Origin of the sequence: Chitinophaga sp. W3I9, from assembly GCF_050434025.1 — a bacterium.
Lineage (GTDB): Bacteria > Bacteroidota > Bacteroidia > Chitinophagales > Chitinophagaceae > Chitinophaga.
Map to the genome: position 1 here is coordinate 3,083,890 of NZ_JBNPWC010000001.1, position 12,429 is coordinate 3,096,318.

Consider the following 12,429-nt stretch of genomic DNA (forward strand, 5'->3'; position numbering starts at 1 on the left):
AATCGGGTAAATTTTTAAAGATCACTTTCGTACGTGGTCGCGTGTTACCGGCTGCCACAGGATTTTCTTACCACCAGCGTCGTATCAATACAAATCGCGGTGGTGGCAGTAGTATGGTCCAGGATCTGTTCCAGCAGCACGCGCACTGCGGCCTTTCCTATTTCAAGGATCGGTTGTCTCACAAATGTTACGGGTGCGTAAAACAAATCCAGCGCTTCTCCTTCATCAAATGTAATCACCGCCAGGTCATCGGGTATGCGTATACCCAGTGTATTAATGTATTTCAGGCCCTCTATAGCCAGGCTGTTGGTGGCAAAGAAGATCGCATCTGCCGGCTGTTTTCCTTTCAGCAGCTGATCAATTGCCAGCCTGATATCTTCTTTCAAATGCGAGTACCTTGCCTTCTTCAGTAAACTATTACTTGCTTTTATATCATGTTGCTGCAACGCATCCTGGTAGCCGCCTATCCTTTCGCTGATATGGTGCAGCGTGGTTTTATAAGCCACCATGCCAATCCGTTTGCTGCCCATTTTAATAAGATGCGATACTGCTGTTGCGGCGGACTCGCGGTTATTAACGGCAATATAACTGGCCGGAATCTCCGGAAAGAACCGGTCGATCAGCACAAAAGGGATCTTCTGCTCTTTCAGTTGCAGGATCTGTTGCTCCGATCCTTCGGTAGGGGTGATAATAAGGCCATCTACCTGCCGGTTTACGAGCACATTGATCAGGTCCTGCGACTTGTCCACGTTTTCGTCCGAGCTGCCAAAAATCACGTTGTAATTGTGCTTTTTGGCCTCGTCTTCAATAGTCCGCGCAATATTGGCAAAGAAAGGATTGGAGATATCCGCCACGATCAGGCCAATGGTAAAAGACCGGCCGCTTTTAAGGCTGCGTGCAATATGATTGGGCTGGTAATTCAGCTTCCGCGCAATTTCACGGATCTTCTTCGCCATCTCTTCCCCGATCCGGGCCTTCTTGTCTTTGTTGGTCAGCACATAAGATACCAGCGCAGTGGACACACCTGCTTCGGTAGCGATATCTTTCAGCGAGACTTTCTTCATCTTTTAAAAATATGCTTAAACGTTTAAGTTTGCAAGCTTTTGGGTAATTTTTTTTTGAGAGAAGAACTTTTGACCAACTCCAGGTATTTGTGTTTTTACCCGCAATGGTCTATTTTTAAGTGCATGATACAACTGGAAATATTTACTGCTGCGGACTTTGACCGTTTTATATCTTGGATCGACAATGAAGAAGCATTGGTACAGTTTGCAGGCCCGTTGTTTACTTACCCGTTAACCCACGGGCAACTAACCGCCTACCTGGAACAAACCCAAAAGAAACCTTTTAAGATCCGGTTACTGGAAACCGGTGAGGTGATTGGCCATTGTGAGCTGAATTTTGAAAAGGAAATGCCCCGCTTGTCCCGCATCCTGATAGGCGACAAGAACATGCGTAATAAAGGATTGGGAAAACAGGTGGTGAAGGAAATGGTGAACAGGTTATTCAGTACTACCGAACATACAGCGGTTGACCTGAATGTGTTCGACTGGAACCACAACGCTATTGCGTGTTACACGCAGCTGGGCTTCCGGATTAACCCGGAGATGGCCGGTACCACGGAGGTAGGCGGGAAAATATGGCACACACATAATATGGTATTACAAAAAGCCGACTGGCAGATGCTGTAATATTTCCCTACTTTAGCAGTTGGGCCGGCATTTGCCGGCAGTAATAAACTGAAGCCGATCAGCATGGAGAAACCAGACCATACTTCACCCCCTTTGGTGAATGAAAATCTTGAAAAGCTTGCCGCCCTTTTTCCGGATTGTGTGGTGGAAGGTGCCAATGGTAAAGTGGTCGATTTTGATTTGCTGAAGCAGGAAATCAGCCATGCGGTTGTAGAAGGTCCCAGGGAAAGATACCGCCTGGACTGGCCCGGGAAGCGCGCTGCCATCGTTTCCGCCGGTAAGCCGGCTACACAGGCACTGCACCCGGTAAGAACAGACTCTCTGCACTTTGATGAAACGGCAAATATCTATATCGAAGGGGATAATCTCGAAGTACTGAAATTGTTGCAGCCGCACTATCTCGCTAAAGTAAAAATGATCTACATTGATCCGCCCTACAATACCGGTAGAAATTTTGTATACAGTGACAATTTTACACAAGGCGACGGAAACCATTACCCATTGAACAGTTCACCGGATGAATACCCGGAGGCGGGCAGCAGATACCACGCTAACTGGCTTTCCATGATGTATCCCCGGCTGAAACTGGCCGCTGCTTTGTTGCACGAAGACGGGATCATTTTTATTTCCATTGACGACAGGGAATTGCCTAATCTCCGCAGGATCTGTGATGAGATTTTTGGAGAGATAAATTTTGTGAGCTGCCTGCCACGCCTCACAAAAAAAGCCGGTAAATCCACCAGCATGATCGCCAGGAATAACGATTATGTGTTGTGCTACCGCAGGTCGCCTTACGCGCGCTTTAATACTGCTACATTTGAAGCGCAGGGATACACCCACGCTGATGAATATGAACCGGAAAGAGGCAGGTATAAATTAAATCAAACGCTGGACTACAGCTCTATCCAGTACTCTGCGTCCCTTGATTATGAAATTGAAATAGACGGGCAGGTACTAAGACCTGGAAATGTAACCCGGGAAGAAATGCTGAAAAGACAACAGCGTAATCCCCAAAGCGATTTTTGCTGGAGATGGAGCAAAGGGCTGTATGAATTTGGTTTAAAGCATGGGTTTGTGGTGCTGAAGCAATCGAGGCACGGCTACCGCATTTATACAAAAACATACGAAAAGGCCACTATTTCCAAAGCAGGCAGCGGGTATGCGGTAGAAATGAAAGAAAGAACCAAAGCCTTTACCAGCCTCGATTTTATTGATAACCGGTTTTCAAACGATAATGCCAGGAAAGATATGGGCAAATTGTTTGAAGGGAAGATATTTGAGTATTCAAAACCGGTATCTCTCATCAGTGAGCTCATTGCACTGTCAACCTCCGCAGGCGATATTGTGCTGGATTTCTTTTCCGGGTCAGCGACCACTGCGCATGCGGTATATTCACTGGCAGCGCACACCGGGCAGCAGCGGAAATTTATCCTGGTGCAGGAGCCGCAGCTTACAGCTGAAGAGAGCGACGCTTATCATGCCGGGTATAAAAATATTTGTGAGATAGGGAAAGAGCGGATACGCAGAGCCGGCAAGTCAATAAAAGAGGAGACCGGCGCCGTGTTCGACGATGGCTTCCGCGTATACCGGTTAGGCCCCCTCTGAGCTATAATTGTATTGCTGCGGAACAATCCGCTGCCACTTAACCACCAGCGGCCATCCCTGCCGTTTGATTTTTTATTCCATTATATTTGATCCGGTATGTCCAATTGCTGCCATTCCATTTGTTATAAGGTATATTATCACACTTAAAACTTTAAAAAGATGGAAGAATTTATGTTGATTTTCAGACACGAAGATGGCAACAAAGTAGCCTCCCCGGAGCAAATCCAGGTTTGGATGAAACAAACGATGGACTGGATCGGCGGCATTGCCGCACAAAACAAATTTGTAGAAGGAAATGGTTTACCTTTTGCCGACAGCAGGGTAGTGCATCATAATAACGTGGTGACTAACGGGCCTTTCGGCGAAATTAAAGAAACCATCGGCGGCTACATTATTGTAAAAGCGGCATCCGTAGAAGAAGCGGTGGAGTTCGCAAAAGGCAGCCCGGTATTACAGGGAGACGGTAATACGGTGGAAGTAAGGAAGGTGGATCGTCACTAAAAAGTATAAGCCCCTGTGCAACAGGGGCTGTTTTAATGTATGGCACAATCCGAATTAATACCACATTTGTTCCGTACAGAGTTCCGGAAAATAACGGCTGTGCTCTGTAAGGTTTTTGGCATCGAACACCTGCAGGCGGCTGAAGACATTGCCAGTGAAACGTTTTTGTCGGCAATGGAAACCTGGACCTATAAAGGAATTCCGGAGAATCCAACGGCATGGCTATACCTCGTGGCAAAAAATAAGGCGAAGAATTATTTTCAGCGGAATCACCTGTTTGCGGCAAAAATCGCCAGCCAGATCAAGTATACTTCCCCTGGCAGTGAAGAACCCGACATCGATCTGTCTGATAAAAATATTACCGATAGCCAGTTGCAGATGATATTCGCTATTTGTCATCCCGGTATTTCAAAGGAAGCGCAGATTGGCCTTGCACTCCGCGTGCTCTGTGGGTTTGGGATTACAGAAATTGCCAACGCCTTTTTAACCAATAAGGAAATTATCAATAAACGTTTGTTCCGGGCGAAAGAAAAACTGCGCGAAGAAAAAGTGCAGATGGAGTTCCCGGGGGAAACGGAGATCAAAAAACGCCTGGATACCGTACTCACCACGCTGTACCTGCTTTTCAATGAAGGCTATTATTCTGAAAGCCAGGATGCAGTGTTGCGGGAAGATTTCTGCCTGGAGGCCATGCGGCTCACTTACCTCTTGCTGGAAAATACCGCTACCAATACGCCGGAGGTAAATGCATTGTTTGCCCTGATGTGTTTTCACGCATCGCGGTTTGAAGCGCGGAAAAATGAAAACGGTGAGATTATCCTGTACCAGGACCAGGACGAGTCACGCTGGAATGAAGCGCTGATCGCCAAAGGCGCGTGGTTCCTGCATGAAGCCTCCGGTGGTAAAAAGCTTTCCCGTTATCATCTTGAAGCGACTATTGCTTACTGGAATACAAAAAAGCAGGATACACCGGAAAAATGGGAGAGTATCCTGCAACTGTATAACCGCTTGCTGCAGATCTGCTATTCGCCGGTGGCGGCATTGAACAGAACATATGCATTGTCGAAAGCCAATGGAAAGGAAGCGGCCATCGCAGAAGCTGAAAAACTGCAGCTTACGGATAATCACTATTATTTTGTGCTGCTGGGAGAATTGTATACAGATATTGATAACAACCGTGCCGTTACCCATCTTCAAAAAGCTTTATCACTGGCTAAAACGGAAGCCGATAAACAAACCATTCAAAAGAAGCTGGCCCGGTTGGCAGCGATGTAAGCCGGTTCAGGAAAAAAGTATGACTACCTGGTTTGCCAGCCTGAAATAGAACATACAACAATCAGCTGCTGATACGCAGCGCAGATGAAAATGCAGTGGTAATAGCAGCATTGTCCCTTCTCAGGATGGTCGGGTTCACCATCATACGCGAAGCGCCATAAGCCTGCGGCTGACCCACAATAATTCCTTTCTCTTCCCGGAGCCATTTGGCTGCTTTTACGGTATCGATCTGTTTATCAAAATGCAGGTCAAAGATATTGGTTCCCCTTTCCCTTGCCGTTATTTTTATACCGCTGATGTTGTTCAGCTCTTTAAACAAGGCCTGTGCTTTTTTGATAGATGCCTGTAATACGCCGTCGATGTCCTGCAGGTGATGCAAGGCCATGGCTGCATTTCCCCAGTTGGTGAAAATGCCGCCGCCATGTACTTTCAGCAGGTGCGGCATTTTGTCGATCACTTTCTTTTCACCGCACAGGATAGCGCCGCCCTGTGCACCGAGGTATTTATAAAGGCAGAGATATACCGTGTCGAAGTTTTTCGTATAGTCGATTACTTTATTCCCGGTAAACGCGGCCGATATATGCAGCCGCGCGCCATCCAGGTGTGTTTTTATACCCTGTTCCCGGCAATAGGCAGTGATGGCGGTGATATCTTCCAAAGGAAAAAAAGTATTGCTGAACCTTCTCACCGGCGTTTCTATGGAGAGAGCGCCCACCGGGGCTTCAAACGCTTCTTCTGTTTTATGCCAGCTGATGGCCTGCTTCAGTTCCTCCAGCGTAAAAGCAGCCTGGTCTTTTCCCAGCGGGATCAGCCTTTTATTAAACACCGTTTGCGCGGCATCGGCTTCATCACGGTAAACGTGGCTGCTTTCCTGCACCATTACTTTGGGATGATCGCCGGAAAGCACCTGTAAGGCCAGCTGGTTGGCCAGTGTACCGGATGGCATGTATATCGCCGCCTCTTTGCCGGTGATTTCACAGCATTTGTCCAGCAACTCTTTCAGTGTGCCATCTGTACCATAAAAATCCCTGGTGATAGGATGCTGTTGCTGGATAAGTTGAAGCTGTTGTATATAATCTGCCGGCCTGTAAAAGATACCGTCGTTGATAAAATATATCCTTTCGCTGTCTTTGTCAGGATCCATGTTATCAAAATGGGGTGCTGCTTTGGATACCAATGGCAAAGCGCCCGCCAATGCGCTGAGGGAGGCTGCTTTAAGGAAATGTCTGCGCGGAATATAGGTCATAAACAGTTGTTTTTACAGGAAGACATAAACCTGTTCATCCGGTAAATATAACAAACGCAGCACGTTACTTTTCATTGTGAGTAATACTTTTTTATATGCCTTCGGCAGGAATGTCTGCTGTATGCATGTCCATATTTTCAGGCAGTAGCCAAAGCATCCATCCTACTATTGCCAGGCAGCAGATCCCCGTGAGTATACCCCAGTCGAGCGCTTTGCTATAATCCGGAAAATGCGGACTGCTGTTGATCACGTAATAAAATACACCGCCCACGATGCTGATGCCCAGTGCAGAAGCAGTTTGCTGGAAAGTAGAGAAAACGCCTGCCGCTGCCCCTGCAAATTTTACCGGGACGCTTTTTAAAACAATGTTTAACAGGAAAGGCAATACCAGACCGTTGCCCAGGCCGTATAATCCTATCAGTAGTATTACATTCATGGTGCTGACGTGTGGCCTGAAAAGCAGGAGTTGCAGTATGAAGGAAATAAGAATGATAAGTAGTCCTGCCTGCAATACTTTTTTCCCGGACCGTACTATCAGCTTAGAAGCGAGCACAGATGAGATCATAAACAACACTGCATGCGGAAGAAAGAACATGCCGCAGTCCAACGCCGTATAGCCGAGCCCGTTCTGTAGATATACGGCGCTCATCAGCAGGAAAGCGGTGTGCATCATAAAGTGAAACAGTACCGCCAGCAAGCCGATATTAAACTCCCTGATCTTAAAGAGTGCTGTATCAATTAAACTGCCTTTCTGTAAAAGTGTTTTTGTTTGCTGGTCGCGGATAAAAAAGGCAAATATGAAAACCGCCAGCAGCATCAACCCGATTGCCCACGGCGGCCATCCCATTTCCCTTCCTTTTGTGAGTGGATAGATGAGGCAAACCAGTCCTGCTGTGAGGATAGCGGCGCCGGAGTAATCAAACTGCTGCCCCGTGTCCCTCGGTGTTTCATCGAGATATTTCCGGATAGCCCACAGGGATACGATCCCAACGGGGAGGTTGATGAAAAAAATAAGCCGCCAGCCGGCGATGAGAAAATGGGTATCTACCAGATAACCGCCCAGGATCTGGCCAATGATAGCAGCAATGCTTAGCGTGATACCATACCACCCAATGGCTTTTGCCCTTTCCTGCGGGTCGGTAAACAACACCTGTATGAACGCGATGGATTGCGGCACCATCAGGGAAGAGCTCACCCCTTGCAGAAAGCGCATGATATTTAACTCCAGCGGGGTTTGCGCTAACCCGCATCCGCATGAGGTGAGGGTAAAGAGCAGCATGCCCAGGAAGAAGATCTTTTTTCTGCCAAGATAATCGCCGGCCCTGCCACCGGTAATCAGGAAAGAAGCGCTGCCCAGCAGGTACCCGGCTATCACTAGCTGTACTTCCCCATCGGTGGCTTGTACGCCTTTCTGAATACCGGGAATCGCCATGTTGATAATGAAGATATCAATGACATAGAGCAGCGGGGCCGTTAAAATAACGGCCAGGGCAATCCATTTGGAATGCCTGGGTTGTTTTGGGTTCATAACCTTGTTTGTGTGAATGTTTACCGGTTACCCTGTTCCAGGTCGAGTAACCATTGTTTCCGCCAGATGCCGCCACCATAGCCGGTTAAACTGCCGTCTTCTCCAATTACGCGGTGGCAGGGAATGAGGATGGAGATGCGGTTCATGCCATTGGCATTTGCGATGGCACGGATGGCTTCCGGCTTTTGCAGAGCGATGGCCTGTTGCTTGTAAGACCTGGTGCTGCCATACGGAATGGTTTGAAGCAGGCGCCACACCGATTGCTGAAAGTCTGTGCCTGGCATAAACAAAGGCACCGTGAATGTTTTTCTTCTTCCGGAAAAATACGCTTCCAGCTGCTGTTCTAATACATCAAAATGCGGGTTGGCGCCCTGGATGATATTGGCGTTGAGTTTTTGTGAAAGTTGTTTTAATTCCGTTTCCAGCATCTTCCTGTCGGTGAATTCCAATAAGCAAACACCTGCTTCTACCGCGCCTGCAAACATAGTTCCCAGCGGCGTTTCCAGGCGTGTGATATTCATTACCTGCTTTTGTTTGCTATTGGATGGCGATACCCCGAATACTGATCTGAATGAATCGGCAAAGCCGCTCAGGGACTCGTATCCGGCGTCAAATGCTGCTGCCGTTACGGGTTCGCCATGCTGAATTTTTTTGAAAGCAGCATTAATGCGGAACATGCGCTGGTAAGCCTGGAAGGTAATGCCATGATGTTTCAGGAACCACCGCCTGATGGCGCTGGGTGCTATACCTTTTACAGCCAGGTCTGCGTCTTTGAATTTCCTGGAGGGGTTTTCATTCAGCTCCTGCAGGATCGCCCTGATAGCCGGAGGTGTTTCATCCAGTTTTTCCAGCGGACTGCACACCTTACAGGGCCGGTATCCCTTTGTAATAGCGTCTTTCGTGGTTTTAAAGAATTCTACATTTTCCCTTTTGGGTTTCCTGGCCGTACAGGTAGGACGGCAGAATATCCCGGTGGTTTTAACCCCTGTTATGAAGCTGCCTTCATAAGCCACATTTTTATCAAGTATCGCCTGGTACATGATTTCGTCCGTCAGCATGTATATCTTTTTTTCAAAAGTACGCCAGCTGAACTTGGGTAACAACCGGAAATTGAACAAGTATTTTTTTTAGCGTACCTCGTAGTTGTGTAACTTTAAATACGGAGATAAAAACCATGCTATATGCAGGAAGAAAAAGCAACCGGCTGGGACTTCAGCTATTTAACCAACACAGGCAGAATGATGGAAAGCCCTTTGCCCTGGAACTATTTTGTAATGGTGTGCCGCCACCTGAAGCCGGGCTGTACCCTTCTCGACCTGGGGACCGGTGGGGGAGAGTTTTTAAGCCTGCTGCCCGGTAAAGAACAATTTCGTATATACGCCACCGAAGGATACATCCCCAATGTGGTACTCGCCCAAAAACGGCTGCATTCGTTTGGCGGAACGCTTGTTCATGAGTATACAGATGATAACCTGCCTTTTGAAGATAATTATTTTGACATGGTAATAGACCGGCATGAGAGTTATGATCTGAAAGAAGTATATCGTATCCTGAAGCCCGGCGGGCACTTCATTACCCAACAAGTGGATGGAAGAAGTGATCTTTCCATCGCAGAGGTGCTGGGAGTGAAACCTAATGAAGAATTTTTGCACTGGAACATCGATTATGCGCTGCAGCAGTTTGCACCAACCGCTTTCAGCATCCTTCACCAGCAGGATGATTATGGCTTTATGCGTTTTTATGATGTGGAAGCATTGCTGTTTTATATCCGCTCTATGCCTTACTTATTTGAGGAATACGACAGCTTTGATTTTGAGCAGCTGTCGGCCCGGCTGTCGGATTATTTTGCCCTGCATACTTTCCTGGATGTGCAGAAAGACAGGTTCATCATTGTGGCGCAAAAGTAAGCGCAGGCAACAATATTCCTCGGCTGGTTGTTAGAAGAAAAGAGAAACATCATATGATCATGAAAAATATCTTGCTTTTTCTGTTGGGTTTACCGCTTTTTACTTTTGCCCAGCGGGAGAAATTGCTGTATGGTTACGCTTATGGAATGATCCACGACGGTAATGGCGGCGGTGGCGTGACTGCCAGCGTGGAGTTGCTGAATCATATTATTAGTGTGGGGCCGGGTGTGGAGCTCACTTCTTACAATGATCATTCCTTGATCCCGGTATTTGCAGATGTGAAAATCAAACACCGCTTCGGGCATATAGATCCGTATATCACCGGGCAGTTCGGCAGGAATGGCTATAATGTAACCCGTACTGCGGAAGTGCCCTCAGGAACAGGGCAGGAGTCTGTTACTTTCAATGAATCCGGGAAGTATTTTTATGGAGCAGGTGCTGGTGTTGCCTGGCATTTCAATAAGATAGGCGTGTTCGCTTCTTATATTTACCGCGGCTATAAATACCGGTATCCCGACAGAATATCGGAAGAGGATCACAGTGTTGTGTTCGGCGAAAAATCCGTCAATGCTAATGTGTTTGTTGTAGGAATTGTATTTTGAAGCAGGTGCCGGCTGCCCCAGTTAAAGATCTGGTCGATCAGCTGCCGCAATGATGCACCGCTTTCTGTTAGCCTGTAAATAACTACCTGCGGATGTTTGCTGACCTTTACCTCGCGGCTTATCAGCCCATTATTTTCCAGGTCCCTCAAATGTTCGGTGAGTATCTTCCTGCTGATCTTCGGCATTTTTTCATGCAGCAAGCCAAAACGATTGATATCATGCTCTATTAAATAGAGGATGACAGGCTTCCACTTACCGCTGATCAGTTCTATTGTTTTACTGACCGGGCAAATGCCTGCGTCATATTCGGTATGTGTAATTGACATGCGTATATCTTTTTAAAAAAAAGTTGATGGTTACCATCCTGTAACTACTTGTCTGCGCCGCTTTACAAATCTAGTTTTGCTTGTATAAAAATACGAATCATGTACAAGCTACCGAAAAATGAGCAAACGAATGTAAGTCTGTATAGCAACGCACTCATGCTCCTCACTTCTGTTCATCACGTATACGGCGCCATCCGGTACCACACGCCCTGGCGGATGCATGTGCTGCTGCTGAGTGTGCCCGTACTGATCATTACCATTATCCTGGACCGGGTAATCAAACAAAAAGGAATGACCGTTAAGAGTGTGTGGTCCTGGATATACTGTTCCATCATATTCCTTGCCGCTATTGTAATGATTGGGAGCTATGAAGGGCTTTATAATCATCTCCTTAAAAATATCCTTTACTTTGGCGGATTATCAGCAGCACACATGTCCATGCTTTTCCCGCCCGCTATGTATGAAATGCCGGATGATATATTTTTTGAAGTGACGGGAGTGCTGCAGGGCATTGTGGTAATTCCCCTTGGTATTTATTTCGTCCGGATGATCCGGCAGGGGATGATGAAATTACCGGCTTAAAATATCATGAAGCTGTTGTTGTTTAATCCTCTCAATCTGGCGCCTGTGCCGGAGTACATGCACAATAGCGTGTTCGGCCATTTGTTCTATATCGTATACCTGTCCCCAGCCGGCTTTTATTTTTAACGCATCGTCCATTTGTTCCAGTTCATCATCTTTAAATGCTGCGAATATTTTTTCTGTGAAGATAAATACCTGGGTCAGGTCTTCCAGGTAAGCGTTTACAGTAAGATGAAATGTTTTGGCAGGACGTGTTAGCTGCGGGCCCCGCAGGTTGTGAATACTGGTGGCATAGCCAAAGCCGGAGCTGACTACATGAGATAAAATGGTTTGAACCGACCGGCAGTTTTCGTCCGCCGTATGCGGATCGGTGATAACAGTAAGTGCGTGATCGGGAATGGTCCTGATCACTTCTTTCAATGCCGAAATGGCTCTTTCATATTCATCAAGCAATGCGCCGATGGCGCCCTGTCTGAAAGTTTGGGTCATATGTTTTATGATGGTCCCGTCAAAAGTAGGACATTCACCTGATAAGAAGACGTTAATAATCCGACCGCTTTTTAGCTTCCTTCGTTGCCAGGTCCAGCAGGGAATTTTTGATCACCTTTGTATATGCATCCCTGGTTTTGTCGCTATAGGTAAAAGACTGCAGGTATTGTTCATAATCCTTTCCTTCGTAGGTCATTTTCTTTGCCAGCAGGAGCCATGTCTCCTGGCCGGCTTCTTTCCCGAAAATATGGATAATGGTAAGGGTGTTGTGCTTCAGCAATGCATCGAGATAATTCTTATGTTCCTTTGAGGTATCTTCTTTTGCAATGAGGTCTTTCATCACCACTGCGCCCAGGTCAACGCTGTTCGCATCATATACCGGCTGAGGAGTATCGTCCGCTTCCCGCAGGCTGTCCACTCTTTTATAGTAAATTTCCTGCGTTGCCTTCATGGTGGCTGCTGCTTTCTTTAGCTTTTTTTCGTCGGCCTTTTCATTTTTCAGTGTGATGGCAGCTTTCTTTACCAATGCTAAGAATTGCGCCTGCTTAACAGTGTCTGTTTGCTGTGCGAAACTATTCCCGGTAATAAAAAGTAACAATAAAGCAGCTGCAAAAGCAAAGTGTATATGCGGTTTCATAAGGTCAGGGTATTTTTTAAAGCAGACAAATATATAATAT

Annotated in this window: 14 protein-coding genes; 7 read left to right on the top strand and 7 right to left on the bottom strand. The window is 46.8% G+C overall.

Annotation, left to right across the window (positions count from 1 at the left end; translation table 11 throughout):
* Positions 1 to 44 precede the first annotated feature (44 nt).
* Entirely contained in the window at positions 45 to 1,064 is a 1,020-nt protein-coding gene (locus QFZ51_RS12835; protein WP_429046328.1) for a LacI family DNA-binding transcriptional regulator, read from the bottom strand.
* A gap of 123 nt (positions 1,065 to 1,187) precedes the next feature.
* Here QFZ51_RS12835 and QFZ51_RS12840 point away from each other — a divergent pair, with 123 nt between their 5' ends.
* From QFZ51_RS12840 to QFZ51_RS12855, 4 genes are all read left to right on the top strand, one after another.
* Entirely contained in the window at positions 1,188 to 1,691 is a 504-nt protein-coding gene (locus QFZ51_RS12840) for a GNAT family N-acetyltransferase (RefSeq protein ID WP_429046329.1), read from the top strand.
* Positions 1,692 to 1,754: 63 nt separating this feature from the next.
* The gene (locus QFZ51_RS12845) at positions 1,755 to 3,296 is read left to right on the top strand and encodes a site-specific DNA-methyltransferase (RefSeq protein ID WP_429046330.1); all 1,542 of its coding nucleotides are present in this window, start codon (positions 1,755 to 1,757) and stop codon (positions 3,294 to 3,296) included.
* 159 nt (positions 3,297 to 3,455) lie between these two features.
* Positions 3,456 to 3,797, top strand: coding sequence for a YciI family protein (locus QFZ51_RS12850; RefSeq protein ID WP_429046331.1), 342 nt, complete (start codon positions 3,456 to 3,458; stop codon positions 3,795 to 3,797).
* Positions 3,798 to 3,836: 39 nt separating this feature from the next.
* Entirely contained in the window at positions 3,837 to 5,072 is a 1,236-nt protein-coding gene (locus QFZ51_RS12855; protein WP_429046332.1) for an RNA polymerase sigma factor, read from the top strand.
* 61 nt (positions 5,073 to 5,133) lie between these two features.
* Here QFZ51_RS12855 and QFZ51_RS12860 read toward each other — a convergent pair whose 3' ends face one another.
* From QFZ51_RS12860 to QFZ51_RS12870, 3 genes are all read right to left on the bottom strand, one after another.
* The gene (locus tag QFZ51_RS12860) at positions 5,134 to 6,318 is read right to left on the bottom strand and encodes a threonine aldolase family protein (protein ID WP_429046333.1); all 1,185 of its coding nucleotides are present in this window, start codon (positions 6,316 to 6,318) and stop codon (positions 5,134 to 5,136) included.
* 91 nt (positions 6,319 to 6,409) lie between these two features.
* A complete protein-coding gene (locus tag QFZ51_RS12865; protein WP_429046334.1) occupies positions 6,410 to 7,846 on the bottom strand; it encodes an MFS transporter in 1,437 nt (478 codons plus the stop codon).
* A gap of 20 nt (positions 7,847 to 7,866) precedes the next feature.
* Positions 7,867 to 8,904 (bottom strand): bifunctional transcriptional activator/DNA repair enzyme AdaA, encoded by a 1,038-nt coding sequence (locus tag QFZ51_RS12870; RefSeq protein WP_429046335.1) that lies wholly within the window; start codon positions 8,902 to 8,904, stop codon positions 7,867 to 7,869.
* 123 nt (positions 8,905 to 9,027) lie between these two features.
* On the opposite strand from QFZ51_RS12870, the gene QFZ51_RS12875 reads away from it, so the two are divergent.
* The gene (locus QFZ51_RS12875; protein ID WP_429046336.1) at positions 9,028 to 9,753 is read left to right on the top strand and encodes a class I SAM-dependent methyltransferase; all 726 of its coding nucleotides are present in this window, start codon (positions 9,028 to 9,030) and stop codon (positions 9,751 to 9,753) included.
* Between the two features lie 59 nt (positions 9,754 to 9,812).
* Complete coding sequence (locus QFZ51_RS12880) at positions 9,813 to 10,355, top strand: hypothetical protein (RefSeq protein WP_429046337.1); 543 nt, start codon at positions 9,813 to 9,815, stop codon at positions 10,353 to 10,355.
* Here the strand turns inward: QFZ51_RS12880 and QFZ51_RS12885 are convergent.
* Positions 10,289 to 10,681: a winged helix-turn-helix transcriptional regulator gene (locus QFZ51_RS12885; protein ID WP_429046338.1), complete on the bottom strand. Its 393-nt coding sequence runs from the start codon at positions 10,679 to 10,681 to the stop codon at positions 10,289 to 10,291. The genes QFZ51_RS12880 and QFZ51_RS12885 overlap by 67 nt on opposite strands.
* 99 nt (positions 10,682 to 10,780) lie before the next feature.
* On the opposite strand from QFZ51_RS12885, the gene QFZ51_RS12890 reads away from it, so the two are divergent.
* Positions 10,781 to 11,263 carry a hypothetical protein gene (locus tag QFZ51_RS12890; RefSeq protein WP_429046340.1) on the top strand — a complete coding sequence of 161 codons (483 nt, stop codon included), beginning with the start codon at positions 10,781 to 10,783 and terminating at the stop codon, positions 11,261 to 11,263.
* Here QFZ51_RS12890 and QFZ51_RS12895 read toward each other — a convergent pair.
* Both QFZ51_RS12895 and QFZ51_RS12900 read right to left on the bottom strand, forming a co-directional pair.
* Positions 11,252 to 11,752: a DinB family protein gene (locus QFZ51_RS12895; RefSeq protein WP_429046341.1), complete on the bottom strand. Its 501-nt coding sequence runs from the start codon at positions 11,750 to 11,752 to the stop codon at positions 11,252 to 11,254. The two genes, QFZ51_RS12890 and QFZ51_RS12895, sit on opposite strands and share 12 nt — an antisense overlap.
* Positions 11,753 to 11,804: 52 nt before the next feature.
* Positions 11,805 to 12,389 (bottom strand): hypothetical protein, encoded by a 585-nt coding sequence (locus tag QFZ51_RS12900; RefSeq protein WP_429046342.1) that lies wholly within the window; start codon positions 12,387 to 12,389, stop codon positions 11,805 to 11,807.
* Positions 12,390 to 12,429: the final 40 nt, after the last annotated feature.